Origin of the sequence: Arthrobacter sp. NPDC058192, from assembly GCF_042883665.1 — a bacterium.
In the GTDB taxonomy this organism is placed as follows: domain Bacteria; phylum Actinomycetota; class Actinomycetes; order Actinomycetales; family Micrococcaceae; genus Arthrobacter.
On record NZ_JBHVVJ010000014.1, the window covers coordinates 19,500 to 32,693 of the forward strand.

General features: G+C 68.1%; 16 protein-coding genes. 8 read left to right on the forward strand and 8 right to left on the reverse strand.

Going from position 1 to position 13,194, the window contains the following annotated elements; all coding sequences use genetic code 11:
• Positions 1 to 309: 309 nt before the first annotated feature.
• The 3 genes from ACFVVK_RS14480 to ACFVVK_RS14490 are packed head-to-tail and all read right to left on the reverse strand — an operon-like array spanning position 310 to position 2,401.
• Complete coding sequence (locus ACFVVK_RS14480; protein WP_390268124.1) at positions 310 to 945, reverse strand: energy-coupling factor transporter transmembrane component T family protein; 636 nt, start codon at positions 943 to 945, stop codon at positions 310 to 312.
• Positions 942 to 1,757: an energy-coupling factor ABC transporter ATP-binding protein gene (locus tag ACFVVK_RS14485; RefSeq protein WP_390268127.1), complete on the reverse strand. Its 816-nt coding sequence runs from the start codon at positions 1,755 to 1,757 to the stop codon at positions 942 to 944. Before ACFVVK_RS14485 ends, ACFVVK_RS14480 begins: the two co-directional genes overlap by 4 nt.
• The gene (locus ACFVVK_RS14490) at positions 1,754 to 2,401 is read right to left on the reverse strand and encodes a biotin transporter BioY (protein WP_390268129.1); all 648 of its coding nucleotides are present in this window, start codon (positions 2,399 to 2,401) and stop codon (positions 1,754 to 1,756) included. Before ACFVVK_RS14490 ends, ACFVVK_RS14485 begins: the two co-directional genes overlap by 4 nt.
• Positions 2,402 to 2,746: 345 nt before the next feature.
• On the opposite strand from ACFVVK_RS14490, the gene ACFVVK_RS14495 reads away from it, so the two are divergent.
• Positions 2,747 to 4,345, forward strand: coding sequence for an ABC-F family ATP-binding cassette domain-containing protein (locus tag ACFVVK_RS14495; RefSeq protein ID WP_390268132.1), 1,599 nt, complete (start codon positions 2,747 to 2,749; stop codon positions 4,343 to 4,345).
• 78 nt (positions 4,346 to 4,423) lie between these two features.
• On the opposite strand, the gene ACFVVK_RS14500 is transcribed toward ACFVVK_RS14495, so the two are convergent.
• The 4 genes from ACFVVK_RS14500 to ACFVVK_RS14515 are packed head-to-tail and all read right to left on the reverse strand — an operon-like array spanning position 4,424 to position 6,483.
• The gene (locus ACFVVK_RS14500; RefSeq protein WP_390268134.1) at positions 4,424 to 4,903 is read right to left on the reverse strand and encodes a YbaK/EbsC family protein; all 480 of its coding nucleotides are present in this window, start codon (positions 4,901 to 4,903) and stop codon (positions 4,424 to 4,426) included.
• Positions 4,904 to 4,906: 3 nt separating this feature from the next.
• Positions 4,907 to 5,785 (reverse strand): SURF1 family protein, encoded by an 879-nt coding sequence (locus tag ACFVVK_RS14505; protein WP_390268137.1) that lies wholly within the window; start codon positions 5,783 to 5,785, stop codon positions 4,907 to 4,909.
• On the reverse strand, positions 5,786 to 6,079 hold the full coding sequence (locus tag ACFVVK_RS14510; protein WP_390268140.1) for a hypothetical protein: 294 nt from the start codon (positions 6,077 to 6,079) through the stop codon (positions 5,786 to 5,788).
• Positions 6,076 to 6,483, reverse strand: a complete 408-nt coding sequence (locus tag ACFVVK_RS14515) for a DUF3099 domain-containing protein (RefSeq protein WP_390268142.1) — start codon at positions 6,481 to 6,483, stop codon at positions 6,076 to 6,078. The genes ACFVVK_RS14510 and ACFVVK_RS14515 overlap by 4 nt, the downstream gene beginning before the upstream one ends.
• A gap of 180 nt (positions 6,484 to 6,663) precedes the next feature.
• On the opposite strand from ACFVVK_RS14515, the gene fabG reads away from it, so the two are divergent.
• The 3 genes from fabG (at position 6,664) to ACFVVK_RS14530 (ending at position 9,067) form a co-directional block, all read left to right on the forward strand.
• A complete protein-coding gene (gene fabG / locus ACFVVK_RS14520; protein WP_390268146.1) occupies positions 6,664 to 7,389 on the forward strand; it encodes a 3-oxoacyl-ACP reductase FabG in 726 nt (241 codons plus the stop codon).
• Between the two features lie 164 nt (positions 7,390 to 7,553).
• Positions 7,554 to 7,973 carry an Hsp20/alpha crystallin family protein gene (locus ACFVVK_RS14525; protein WP_390268149.1) on the forward strand — a complete coding sequence of 140 codons (420 nt, stop codon included), beginning with the start codon at positions 7,554 to 7,556 and terminating at the stop codon, positions 7,971 to 7,973.
• A gap of 329 nt (positions 7,974 to 8,302) precedes the next feature.
• Positions 8,303 to 9,067, forward strand: a complete 765-nt coding sequence (locus tag ACFVVK_RS14530) for an SDR family oxidoreductase (RefSeq protein ID WP_390268152.1) — start codon at positions 8,303 to 8,305, stop codon at positions 9,065 to 9,067.
• A gap of 128 nt (positions 9,068 to 9,195) precedes the next feature.
• Here the strand turns inward: ACFVVK_RS14530 and serB are convergent, their stop codons facing one another.
• Positions 9,196 to 10,158 carry a phosphoserine phosphatase SerB gene (serB, locus tag ACFVVK_RS14535; protein ID WP_390268155.1) on the reverse strand — a complete coding sequence of 321 codons (963 nt, stop codon included), beginning with the start codon at positions 10,156 to 10,158 and terminating at the stop codon, positions 9,196 to 9,198.
• A gap of 133 nt (positions 10,159 to 10,291) precedes the next feature.
• Between serB and ACFVVK_RS14540 the strand changes: the two genes are divergently transcribed.
• From ACFVVK_RS14540 to ACFVVK_RS14555, 4 genes are all read left to right on the forward strand, one after another.
• The gene (locus ACFVVK_RS14540) at positions 10,292 to 11,077 is read left to right on the forward strand and encodes an ABC transporter ATP-binding protein (protein WP_390268158.1); all 786 of its coding nucleotides are present in this window, start codon (positions 10,292 to 10,294) and stop codon (positions 11,075 to 11,077) included.
• A gap of 18 nt (positions 11,078 to 11,095) precedes the next feature.
• Positions 11,096 to 11,881 (forward strand): sulfite exporter TauE/SafE family protein, encoded by a 786-nt coding sequence (locus ACFVVK_RS14545; protein ID WP_390268161.1) that lies wholly within the window; start codon positions 11,096 to 11,098, stop codon positions 11,879 to 11,881.
• Between the two features lie 50 nt (positions 11,882 to 11,931).
• On the forward strand, positions 11,932 to 12,741 hold the full coding sequence (locus ACFVVK_RS14550) for a TrmH family RNA methyltransferase (RefSeq protein WP_390268164.1): 810 nt from the start codon (positions 11,932 to 11,934) through the stop codon (positions 12,739 to 12,741).
• Positions 12,742 to 12,908: 167 nt separating this feature from the next.
• Positions 12,909 to 13,166 carry a type B 50S ribosomal protein L31 gene (locus tag ACFVVK_RS14555; RefSeq protein WP_090956047.1) on the forward strand — a complete coding sequence of 86 codons (258 nt, stop codon included), beginning with the start codon at positions 12,909 to 12,911 and terminating at the stop codon, positions 13,164 to 13,166.
• Positions 13,167 to 13,194 lie beyond the last annotated feature (28 nt).

Here is a 13,194-nt window from a genome sequence, read left to right on the forward strand (position 1 = left end):
GGGGCGCTCCGTGCCTTGTCTATGATGAAGTCGCGGTCTGCTTGTGACAGCGGGGAGGTCCCGTGCCGGTCGCGGTCCGCTGTTCCGCCGGTCTCCTGACAGATGACGGAGGCCATGGTTCGCGGCAGGATCATGCATCCTGGATTGTCGGTAAGCCACTGCTGCGTGGAGGGACTGAGCCGGTCCCAATTATCCCTGATGTCCATCTCCATTGATGAGCCTCCCCTGGCTACGCGGGCGCGGGCACCCTTCTAGGGCGATCGGTCGCGCTCAGCCTACGCCGATGGATTGGAGCTGGGAAGACATCCACTAGGGCCCCTCCGCGTCCTCCGGTTCGCCTAGTCCGCGGGCGGCAAGGGCCTCGCCGGTCTGCCGGGCGTACGCCACCGTGGTGATGAAGACGGGCAGCACCAGTGCCCGGGGGTTTCGTTCGAGCCCGCGGGCCCGGGCGGAGTCGCGCACCTTCAGGTAGGCCCCGGCAACGAACGGGATGCTTCGGAGCATGATGGCAATGGTCAGCGCGAAGCGCTCAGGGTCAGCGCCGAGGCGCCGGAACGGCCGGGCGAGGGAGGCCACCCCATCGAGCAGTGCCTGCACGGGCGTTGTAGCGGTAAGGATAGACGCGGCCACGACGCAGATGAGGACGTTCAGCACGATCCGCCCAGCTGTGGGAGCGCCCAGTTGCCACCACTGGAACAGTCCGATCGCCAGCAGGACGGGCAGCACCGGGCGCACCGCGCGGAACAGCCGTGCCGGACCCGCCCCGCTGAGCAGGAACAGCCCGCACAGCAGCGCCAGCACGGCGGCCGAAACGGCCCAGTCGGCGATCAGGAAGGACGCCATCCCGCATCCGACGACCAGCAGGAACTTCAGCCCTAACGGCGCCCGGTGGATCAGGGAAGTGCCGGGCGCGTACGTGGCGAGCAGGAAGCCATGGCTGCTCACCGTTTCCCCCACCGGTCCTGCCGCGTCCCGGACAACCCGTCGACGGACAACCCGCCGCCGGGCCGCCCGAGGCCGGGGGCGGCGGGAGGAAGGTTCGCGGCCGGAGGCAGGCTCGCGGCGCTCAACTCGCGGTACTGCGCGACGGCGGCGGCCGGACCGCCGTCGAACACCACCTGCCCGGCGTTGACCACCAGGACCCGGTCCATGTCCAGCGCCAGCTCGAGGTCGTGGGTGGAGAGAATGACCTGTTGGCGGAGCCCGGCAAGGGTGCGCCGCAGCAGCTCGCGGTTGCGCAGGTCCAGGAGGGTGGACGGCTCGTCCAGGACCAGCACCTCGGGGTCTACGGCCAGGACTGCGGCCAGGGCCAGGAGCTGGCGTTCGCCGCCGGAGAGCTCGTAGATGCTCTGGTCCGCCAGGGGCAGGAGCCCGAACCGGTCCAGGACGGCCGCGGCGTGGGCGCGGCGCTCCGTGGCGTTGCGGATGGAGCGCCGCAGGGACAGTTCCACATCTTCGCGGCCGGTGGGCATGACGAGCTGGGACAGCGGATCCGTGAAGACAAAACCCACGCGGCGCCGGACCTCGCGTACGGCGCGGGCAGTATCGGCGCCGTCGACCATAACCGCCCCGTCGCTCGGCACCACCAGTCCGTTCAGGAGCCGCAGCAGCGTGGATTTGCCCGAGCCGTTGGCCCCGATCACCCCGATGCGCGGCTCCGTGAGGTGCAGTGAAACCTGCTCAAGCAGCGTCTTGGGGGCGGGGCTGCCGTCGACGGGTACCCGCACCGACACCCGGTCCAAGACGATGCCGCTCACGGGCGGGCGTCCGCCCTCCGGGCGCGGCGCAGCAGCAGATCCGGGAAGGCCCGGTGCAGGGCCAGAACGATGCTGACGGCCAGGACGTTCTTGAGAATGTCGCCGGGGTAGAACGCGAGATCGGCCAGGAACGCCGTGGAGAAGTCCAGTTTGGCGTTGACCATCATGCCCAGGACGCCCAGCCCGTGGACGAAGACGATGCTGCTCACCATGGCCGCGGCGAACAGGAGCACGGCGCGCAGCTTGCCGGTGCGCGCCGCCGTGCGTCGGAGCACGACGACGGTCAGCCAGCCCACCGCCGTGGCGGCGAGCAGGAACCCGATGATGTAGCCGGCGGAGGGCCCGGCGAGGACGCCCAGCCCGCTGCGTCCGCCGCTGAAGATCGGCAGGCCCGCCAGGCCCAGGAGCAGGTACAGGCCAAGGGCGGCGAAGGCCCGGCCCGGGCCCAGCGCCAGCCCGGTGAGCATGACGGCGAGGGTCTGCAGCGTGATGGGCACGCCGAGTCCGCCAACGGGAATGGCCGCGATCAGCGCGGACCCGGCGACGAGGGCGGCAAAGACGGCGATGAGGCCAAGATCGGTGGCGTTCCAGCGGTTCCGGCGCCGGGGGGTGCGGGCTGTGGCGGAAGGGACGGTCTGGGTCATGGTGTTCCTGTCGGGGCTGCGGTGGAGTAGCGGAAGCTTAATTCCGACTGTACGGCCGCCGCGGAACGGCTTTTTTGTAGGTGCTCCACTAAGCGGCGCCCCGGATGCTGGAGGGCACCGCCAACGCAGGGGCAAGCCCGCGCCGCGGAGCCCGGCGTATCCCCGCGGCACGCCCCCGCCGCAACCGCCGGCACCGTGCCCGGAAGCCATCCCCGCCGCATGTCAGGGAGCCGGGACGGTGCCGGTAGACTTGTAGAGGCCGTGCTCTCGGCCGACCTGCCCGGCCCGAGCCCAGATTCCACCTGTTGTGCCGCGGCGTTCCCGTTGTGAAAGGCCTTAGCTGCATTGATTACCGTCCAGGATCTCGAACTGCGCGCCGGCGCCCGCCTCCTTATGGACCAGGTGAGCTTCCGGATCGACAAGGGAGACAAGATCGGTCTGGTCGGCCGTAACGGTGCAGGCAAGACCACACTGACCCGGGTCCTCGCGGGCGAGGGCCTGCCCGCCGCCGGCAAGGTGACCCGGAGCGGGGAAATCGGCTATCTGCCGCAGGATCCGCGCACCCCGGACATGGAGCAGCTCGCGCGGGACCGGATCCTGTCCGTCCGAGGCCTGGACATCGCCGTCGGCAAGCTCCGCGTCGCCCACGAAGAGATGGCCAGCGAGGACGCCGCCGTCCAGCGCAAGGCGATGAACCGCTATGACCGGCTGGAGTCCGAGTTCCTGGCCGCCGGCGGTTACGCTGCCGAAGCCGAGGCGGCCGCGATCTGCTCGAACCTCGCCCTGCCGGACCGGCTGCTGAACCAGCCGCTCAAGACCCTCTCCGGCGGTCAGCGGCGCCGTGTGGAGCTCGCCCGCATCCTGTACTCCGATGCCGAGACCATGCTCCTCGATGAGCCCACCAACCACCTCGACGCCGACTCGATCGCGTGGCTGCGTGAATTCCTCAAGAACCACCAGGGCGGTCTGATCGTCATCAGCCACGACACCGAGCTGCTCGAGGCGACCGTGAACAAGGTCTTTCTGCTGGATGCGAACCGCGCCCAGATCGACTTCTACAACATGGACTGGAAGCGCTACCTCACCCAGCGCGAAACCGACGAGCGTGCCCGCAAGCGCGAACGCGCCAACGCGGAGAAGAAGGCACAGGTCCTCATGGACCAGGCCAACAAGATGCGTGCCAAGGCCACCAAGGCGGTCGCCGCGCAGAACATGGCCAAACGCGCCGAGCGGCTCCTCGGCGGGCTCGAGGCGGTCCGCGAAAACGACCGCGTGGCGGCCCTGCGCTTCCCCGACCCGTCGCCCTGCGGCAGGACCCCGCTGACGGCTGACGGCCTCAGCAAGTCCTATGGCTCGCTGGAAATCTTCACCGACGTCGACCTCGCCATCGACCGCGGCTCCAAGGTGGTCATCCTGGGCCTCAACGGTGCCGGCAAGACGACGCTGCTGCGGATGCTCGCCGGCGTCGACAAGCCGGACACCGGGGAAGTCATCCCCGGCCACGGCCTGAAGGTGGGCTACTACGCCCAGGAACACGAGACGCTCGACGTCGACCGCACGGTCCTGCAGAACATGCGCTCGGCCGCCCCCGACATGAACGATTCCGAAGTCCGCGGCATCCTGGGCTCGTTCCTGTTCTCCGGGGACGACGTCGACAAGCCGGCCGGCGTCCTCTCCGGCGGCGAAAAGACCCGTCTCGCCCTGGCCACCATCGTGGCGTCGAGCGCCAACGTGCTGCTGCTGGACGAGCCCACCAACAACCTTGACCCGGCCAGCCGCTCCGAGATTCTCGGCGCCCTGCGCAACTACACCGGCGCCGTCGTGCTGGTGAGCCACGATGAGGGGGCCGTTGAGGCGCTCAACCCGGAGCGCGTCGTGCTGCTGCCCGACGGCGTCGAAGACCACTGGAACGAAGACTACCTGGACCTGATCACCCTGGCGTAAGGCCGCCCCAACCGGCGAGCTGCAGGGCCCTCGAAACGGCCCCTGCTGCGAGCTGCTTGGGCTAGCGGGCCGAAGGGGTCAGCGGACGGGCATCTCTTCCGCGCCCGTGATTCTGGCCAGGTCCTCGTAGCCGATGGAGAACATGGAGTTGTGGTCTCCGGCGCCTGCCCAGAGGACGGCGTGGACGGCCAGTGAGTTGTCCAGCAGCGTGCGGATCTTCGCCGGGTGGCCTACCGGGGCCACGCCGCCTACCTCCTGGCCGGTGTGGGCCAGGACGAATTCGGGGGAGGCGCGGCGGATCTTGCCGGCGCCCAGGCGGGCGGCCACTTTCCGGACGTCGACTTTGGCGGATCCGCTGGCCAGGATAAGCAGCGGGGCGCCTTCAAGGTCGAACACCAGGCTGTTGGTGATGGCCGCGACATCGCAGCCCAGCGCGGCGGCCGCGGCGGCCGCCGTCGGAACTTTCGCCTCGAACACCGTCACGGTGTCCCGGGCGCCCAGGGCGGTGAGGGCGCGCTTCACGTTGGCCACAGGTTCGGGAAGGATCTGCAGGCTCACCCGTCAGAACCCCTGTGCGTCCAAAATGGCGTCTTCCTCTTCCTCCGCTGTCGCATTCTTGCGCTTCCGGGGAACCGGACGGCGCCGCGGCGCCGGGCCGCTGGAGTGCCGGAAACGGCCCTCTGCGGCGTCCGCTTCGGCGTCCTCCGCGTCGATCGCGGCGTTGCGGGCCTGCTGCCGGGCCGCGTAGCCGAACCCGACGAACATCAGCACGCCGAAGGCGAACCACTGCAGGGAGTACGAGAGGTGGGTGCCTTCATCGGTGGACGGTTTGGGGAAGGGGAACGGCATGTCCTGCACCGAGGGGGACTCGGAGGCCAGTTGTCCGTAGGCGCCCGCCAGCAGCGGATAGCCCAGCTGGGTGGAATAGGCACTGAGATCGATCGAGGCCAACTGTCCGTCAGGGGCGCCGCGCTGCAGCGCGGGTTCGGCCGCCTTGAGTCGGGCGACCACCGTCACCGGTCCCTGCGGCGGGGCGGGCACGGCGTCGGGCCGGCCCGGGGTGTTGTTCCCGATGGGCAGCCAGCCGCGGTCAATCACGACGGTTTCGCCGGTAGCCAGCTTGAACGGCACGACCACCTCGTAGCCGGGCTGGCCGTTGAGCGGGCGGTTGCGGACGATGCGCTGGCCGGCGACGTCGTAGCTGCCCTTGAGTTCCACCTGGGTCCACTCACGCTCCGGGTCGAGCCGGCTGAACTGGTCCCGGACATCGGCGAAGGGCACGGGGGTGGCCGAGTAGTTGGAGACCACCCGGTTGATTTCGGCCAGCGTCTCGGCGCGCCGGTCCATCTGCCACCTGCCGAGACCTACGCAGGCAACAGCGAAGATCGCGGCCAGCAACAAGTAGCCCAGCCACTTGCTGGAGAAGAGAAAGCGGTACATTCAGCCGATCCTGCCTGACGGGTCCAGGGGCGCCCCGCCTTCGGCCGGGGACACAGCCGCCTCGGCGAGGGCAACGGTGTCCTTCCAGAGCCCGCGGGTCTGCAGGTAGTCCTCGAGCCAGGCGCGGTGCTCGCCGCACGCCAGCCAGATCTTGCGCCGCTCCGGGGTGTGGATCCTGGGGTTGTTCCACAGCAGCTGCCATTGCGCCGCTGCGCGGCAGGCCTTGCGCGAACAGACGGCGCCGGGGGCCGCCGCCGTGCTGGCGCTGCTCCCCGCCAGGTCAAAGAGGTTCATGAAGCTGCCCGTCCGTGGTTGTCATCGTCATTCTCATCATCTATCAGTTCGCCTTGCAGCAGCGTCACCGGGGCATCGCCGGCGGACGCCTGATCGCGGGGAGCCGGTGCGTCCAGCTCGACCAGGGGCGCGTAGTCCAGGAGGGCGTCGCTGTGGATTTCAGCTTTGTCGCTGCCGTTGGCGATCACCACCGCCACCCACGGGAGGAACACGGCACCAAGAACCGGGATCAGCTTGAACCAACCATCGACGACGAAGATGAGGATCAGGCAGAGCATGCGGATTCCCATGGCGACGGCGTACTTGATCATGCGCTGGCGCATCTCGTCAGAGTGCGCAGCGGCCGCGTCGGTGATGCTGTGCACCTCGGCGTCGCTGGACTCAGCGTCCGGCCGCCCGGGCATAGGAACACCAGGTTGGTTTTCGAGTGTCACGGCTGTCAGATCACGCTCCCAAGGCTTACCCCAATTCTCTCACCATCGGCGGAGCCGCCCAAACGGGTGGGCGCCGGGCGCTAAGATCGGAGGCAGGAAAATTCCAGCCCCCAGCGCGGCCTTCCCTGCCGCAGAATCCCGGAGCCCCCTATGACTGAAGCACCCACCACCGGCCGCAGCATCTTGATCACCGGCGGAAACCGGGGGATCGGCCTGGCCATCGCCGAATCCTTCCTGGCCAACGGGGACAAGGTGGCGGTGACGTACCGCAGCGAATCGCCCCTGCCCGCGGGCATCCTCGGGGTCAAGGCCGACGTTACCGACGAAGCCTCGGTGGACGCCGCATTCACGGAAGTCGAAGCCGCCCACGGCCCCGTGGAAGTCCTCGTCGCCAACGCCGGCATCACCAAGGACACGCTCCTTGTGCGCATGAGCGAGGACGACTTCACCTCCGTCATCGACACGAACCTCACGGGCGCCTTCCGCGTCATCAAGCGCGCCTCCAAGGGCATGATCCGGGCACGCAAGGGCCGCGTGGTGCTGATTTCCTCCGTCTCCGGACTGTACGGCGCGCCGGGCCAGATTAACTACTCGGCCTCCAAGGCCGGCCTGGTGGGCATCGCCCGTTCCCTGACCCGGGAACTCGGCGGCCGCGGGGTCACGGCGAACGTCGTGGCACCGGGGTTCATCAACACGGACATGACGGCGGAACTGCCGGAGGCCACGCAGAAGGACTACCTGACCAAGGTTCCGGCCGGGCGTTTCGCCGAGGCTTCCGAGGTCGCCAACGTGGTTCGCTGGATCGCCAGCGACGAGGCGGCCTACATTTCCGGGGCGGTCATTCCGGTCGACGGCGGCCTCGGCATGGGCCACTAGGTTCCGGCAGGCGCCCTGCGGACACGGGACGACGACGGCGGCATCCGCGGCCGTCGTCATCCGCGCCGGGCCTTTTTGCCCTTGGCAGCGCCGCCCGCGGGGCGTGTAATGGGCGCACAGCCCTGACGTTGCCGTGGCCGGGGCGCGGACTTAGGAGACGGGTCATGAGTGATCTCAGCAAGTGGACGCCCTCGGACATGCTGGAGCCGGTCCGCCGCTTCCTCGACGGGGACCTGTCCATAGCGCCGGGCATCAGGATCGAACAGTTCCACGAAGGCAGCACTCTCGTGGTGCGCGCGGAAGTCCCCGGAATCGATCCTGACCAGGACGTTGACGTCTCGGTCAGCGAGGGCATGCTGCACATCACGGTGGAGCGGCTGGAGAAGTCCGAGCACAAGAACAAGGACGGCTATCGCTCGGAGTTCCGCTACGGGTCATCGTCCCGTAGCGTTGCGCTGCCGCCAGGGGCGAGGGAAGAAGACATCACCGCCACCTACAAGGACGGCGTTCTCGAGGTCCGCGCACCGGCGCCCGAGGTGGTCCCGGCGGAGACGACGAAGAGAATCCGGATCGACCGGAGCTGAACCGCGGTTGGCACGGCGGCGGCGGGGGGAACATGTCCGGTCTTGGCCGCAGCGGCTGGACATATTCGTCACATGTCCACTGGTTGTCCCGCACGGGGAACATGTCCATTGGTTGGCTGCAGGGGCTGGACATATTCGCCACATGTCCGTTGGCTGGCCCGCACGGAGGGCATGTCCCCACGGGCGGATACCCGGGGCAGCCGCCACGTCCCGGGAACTACGCAGTACGGGCTTCTTTGTGGAGGCCAAACAACTGAAAAGGCGCAATCCGCTGGCATGATGGACTGCAGACCCCACAGTGTTTGGACGTTTGGAACAAAGGAGCTCGTATGGGACTGCTGGAAAACAAGACTGCGATCGTGACCGGTTCGTCGCGCGGAATCGGCGCCGAAGTCGCCAAGTTCCTCGCCGCCGAAGGTGCAGCCGTGGTCGTGAACTACCGCCAGAAGGCGCCGCGCGCGAACAAGGTCGTCGCTGAAATCGAAGCCGACGGCGGCCGCGCCGCGGCCGTCGGAGCGGACCTCACCACCCAGGAAGGCGTCCAGGCCCTCGCCAGCGCCGCCATGGAGAACTTCGGCTCGCTCGACCTCCTGGTCCTGAACGCCTCCGGCGGCATGGAGACCGGAATGGAAGAGGGCTACGCGCTGAAGCTGAACCGCGATGCGCAGGTCAACATGCTCAACGCCGCCGTGCCCCTCATGCCCGAAGGCTCGCGCGTGGTCTTCGTGACCAGCCACCAGGCCCACTTCATCGGGACAGTGCCCACCATGCCCGAATACGAGCCCGTCGCCCGCAGCAAGCGCGCCGGCGAGGACGCCCTGCGGGACCTCATCCCGGGCTTGGCGGACAAGGGCATCTCGCTGGTGGTCGTCTCCGGCGACATGATCGAGGGCACGGTCACCGCAACCCTGCTTGACCGGTCCAACCCCGGCGCCATTGAGGCGCGCCGTGCCGAGGCCGGAAAGCTGTATTCGGTCAAGGAGTTTGCCGCCGAGGTCGCCAAGATGGCCGCGGCCGATGTCGAGACCGGCCACACCGAGTATGTCGGCGGGGCGGATTACTTCGGCAAGGCCGCCGAGACCGGTTCCAACTAGGAACTCGTTCCGCCCTGAGAACCAGGGCACCCGCGCCGGATGGCGCGTCCCCGCGATGCTTGTGCAGCGCATTGCCGGCGGCGCGCCATCCGGCGGTTAACGACTCGCTTAAAAAGCCTGCCCGGGCGTCAGACGCCGGCGATGTACCGCACGGCGTCGAGGTAGGGCAGGTTCACGGCGGCGTCCGCGGCGGCACGGACAGCCGGCTTCGCGTTGAAGGCGATGCCGATTCCGGCGGCGCCGAGCATGTCGAGGTCGTTGGCGCCGTCGCCCACGGCAATCGTGTGCTCCATCGGGATGCCCTCGGCGGCGGCCCACTCGCGCAGGTGCTTCTCCTTGGCGGCGCGGTCGATGACGTCGCCAAGTACCTTGCCCGTCAGGGCGCCGTCGACGATTTCGAGTTCGTTTGCGACCCAGTAGTGCAGTCCCAGGTCCTCGGCGATGGGCTGCAGGGTCTGGTTGAACCCGCCGGACACTACGGCCACGGCATGGCCGGCGGCCTGGAATGCCGCCACCAGTTCGGCGGCGCCCTCGGTGAGCTTGACCTCGGCGCGGACCTTGGCGACGACGTCGGCCGGCAGCCCGGCGAGCACCGCCACCCGGGCGTGGAGGCTTTGGGCGAAGTCCACCTCGCCGCGCATTGCTGCCTCGGTCACCGCCGTCACTTCCTCGCGCTTGCCGGCATAGGCGGCCAGGAGTTCGATCACTTCCTGCTGGATGAGGGTGGAGTCCACATCCAAGATCAGGAACTTGCGCCGGGCGTTTCGCAGTCCTGCGGGAACAAGCGCCGTGTCAACGCCGTCGATGGCGGAGGCTGCCAGCGTATGCCGCGGACCCTCCAGCCGGGCCGCCGTGAGACTTGCGGGCGCCGAGGCGTTTCCGGAGCCCGATGTTTCGGAGACCGGCGTTTCGGAGCCCGGTGTTTCGGAGTCCAAGGTGCAATCCGCTGCATACACCTCGAACCGACCGTCGCCGGCGCGGGTTTCAGTGCCGACACTCAGCCCTGCGGCGGTGAGCAGCGAGCGCAGCCGCTGGATGTCGGGAAGGGACAGTTTCAGGCCGTAGCTGACTGCGGTCACGTTCGAACTCATGGCTTCAATCCTAGCGAGCAGGCGGTGGACGGCCCGAATTCGTTGCGCACGGCAGGGGTGCCGTGTGACGGCCCACGGCACCGCGCGGCGCCGGTTATCAGTCGTCCGCTTTTTTGTCCTAGTGTCTACTCCTATGAGTGAAGTTCTTGAAATGGCCGCCGTCAGCGTTGTGCGTGGGGCTAAGACGCTCCTGGACAAGGTGGACTGGCAGGTCAAGGAAGGCGAGCGTTGGGTGATCCTCGGCCCCAACGGCGCCGGCAAGACCACTCTTCTCCAGCTGGCTGCCGCCCGGATCCACCCCACCTCCGGCATGGCAGGGATCCTCGAGGAAGTCCTCGGCGCCGTCGACGTCTTCGAACTGCGGCCCCGGATCGGCCTGTCCTCGGCCGCGCTGGCCACCCAGATCCCGGAACACGAAAAGGTCCTCAATGTCGTCGTCACCGCCGCCTACGGCGTGACCGGCCGCTGGCGCGAAGGCTACGAGAAGGACGACGAACGGCGTGCTTTCGGGCTGCTGAACGAGTGGGGGATGGGCCCGCTGCTCAACCGTCCCTTTGCCTCGCTTTCCGAGGGCGAACGTAAGCGCGTCCAAATCGCCCGCGCCCTCATGACCGATCCGGAGCTGCTGCTCCTCGACGAGCCCGCCGCCGGCCTGGACCTCGGCGGCCGCGAGGACCTCGTCCAGCGCCTGAGCGAACTCGCCCGCGATGACGCTGCCCCGGCCATCGTCCTGGTCACCCACCACCTCGAGGAAGTGCCGCCCGGCTTCACGCACGCCATGCTGATGCGCGACGGCGGTGTAGTGGCGGCCGGTCCGCTGCCGGAAGTCCTCACGGCCGAAAACCTGAGCGAGACCTTCGGCCTGCCGCTGGACGTCACCGTCAGCGCAGGGCGGTACAGCGCCACCGCCAGCCGCTGACGGGGCCGCTGACCGCGCGTGGAGCCCCTCAATAGCGTCTTCATTTTCTTTGCCGGGCTGTGGGCGGGGACCATCAACAGCGTCGTCGGGTCCGGCACCCTGGTCACCTTCCCGGTGCTGATCGCCCTTGGCTACCCTCCCGTCACCGCCTCTATCAGCAACGCCACGGGGCTTGTGGCCGGAAGTGCCGCAGGCGCCTGGGGCTACCGGAAGGAGCTCGCCGGCCGCGGCAAGCAGTTGCTGCGGCTCCTGCCCGCCTCGCTGCTCGGCGGCATCACCGGCGCCTTCCTGCTCTTGCACCTTCCCGAGAGGGTCTTCTACTACGCCGCGCCCGTCCTGATCGTGCTGGCGCTGCTGATGGTGGTGTTCCAGCCGAAGCTCCAGCAGTGGGTGCGGAACCGGGAAGAAAACCCAGAACACGCGATCCGGGACCGCCGCCACGGGGTCCTGCTCGTGGTGCTGGTCTACCTTGCGGGCGTCTATGGCGGCTACTTCGTCGCGGCCCAGGGCATCCTGCTGGTTGGCATCCTGGGCGTGTTCATGACCGGGACCATCCAGAACGCCAACGCCATGAAAAACATTCTGGTCCTGGGGGTGAATGTCATCGCCGCGTGCTCCTACCTGCTGTTCGCCTTCGACCGGATTGACTGGGGCGTGGTCGGGTTGATCGCCGTAAGCTCCCTGATTGGCGGATTGGTTGGCTCCAGGGTGGGGCGCCGGCTCTCCCCGGTGGTCCTGCGCGGTGTGATCTTCGCGCTCGGCCTCGTGGCCCTGGGATTCATGATCGCCAACCTGTTCCACTAGCCGGAAAACGTTCACAAAGCCCGTTCAAAGATCCACGAAATGACCTGCCCGTGACCTTTTACCATCTTGAATCCGCCGACGACCCGCGGGTATCCGACTACACCCGGCTCACCGACGTGCACCTGCGCAAAGTCCGGGAACCCGCCGAGGGCCTCTACATCGCCGAGTCCTCCCGCGTCCTGCGCCGGGCACTGGCGGCAGGGCACCGGCCGCGGTCGTTCTTCCTGGCCGAGAAGTGGGCCGAGGATCTGGCGGACATCTTTGCGCGTTACCCGGACGTGCCCGCCTATGTCGGCTCGGCCGCGCTGCTGGAGGAAATCACCGGCTTCCACCTGCATCGCGGCGCCATGGCTGCCATGCACCGGCCCGCCCCGGTGCCGCTGGCCGAACTGCTTGCCGGAGCCCGCCGGGTGGCCGTGCTCGAAGACATCGTGGACCACACGAACGTCGGGGCGATCTTCCGCTCCGCCGCCGCGCTGGGCGTCGACGCCGTCCTGGTCTCCCCGCGCTGCGGGGATCCGCTCTACCGCCGCAGCGTCCGGGTCAGCATGGGAACCGTGTTCCAGGTGCCGTGGGCGCGGCTGGAGGACTGGCCGGGGGCACTGGCCGCGCTGCAGGAGCAAGGCTTCACTGTGGCGGCCATGGAGCTCACGGCCGACGCGGTGGACCTTGACGAACTCGCCGCCCGCCGGCCCGAACGCCTGGCCCTGGTGCTCGGCACCGAAGGGGCCGGCATGAGCGAAGGCACCCTCGCCGCCGTCGACCTCGCTGTGAAAATCCCGATGCGCCCGGGCGTCGATTCGCTCAACGTGGCGGCGGCATCGGCGGTTGCCTTCTGGGAGCTGCGCCCGAAGGACTGAACCCGGGCCGGCGCCGCAACCGGCAGGGCCTGACGTGCGCAAACAGCGTTCGTCAACAGACCTGACATCCGCTATGATTGATAGCTGGCCGTCCGGTGCTTTCCGACGACCATCCCATTCATACCTGGCAGCTGGCAAAATCCAGCTGTGCGAACAAAGGTCCAATTATGAAGTCTGATACCCACCCGAAGTACGAAGCTGTTGTTTTCAACGACCTGGCTTCCGGCGTCAAGTTCCTGACCAAGTCCACCGTGTCTTCTTCCAAGACCATCGAGTGGGAAGACGGCAACACCTACCCGGTCATCGACGTCGAAATCTCCTCCGAGTCCCACCCGTTCTACACGGGCAAGCAGCGCATCATGGACTCCGCAGGCCGCGTCGAGCGCTTCAACGCTCGCTTCAAGGGCTTCGGCGGCAAGAAGTAACTTCTTCTCCCCAAGGTCTGACAGAGAG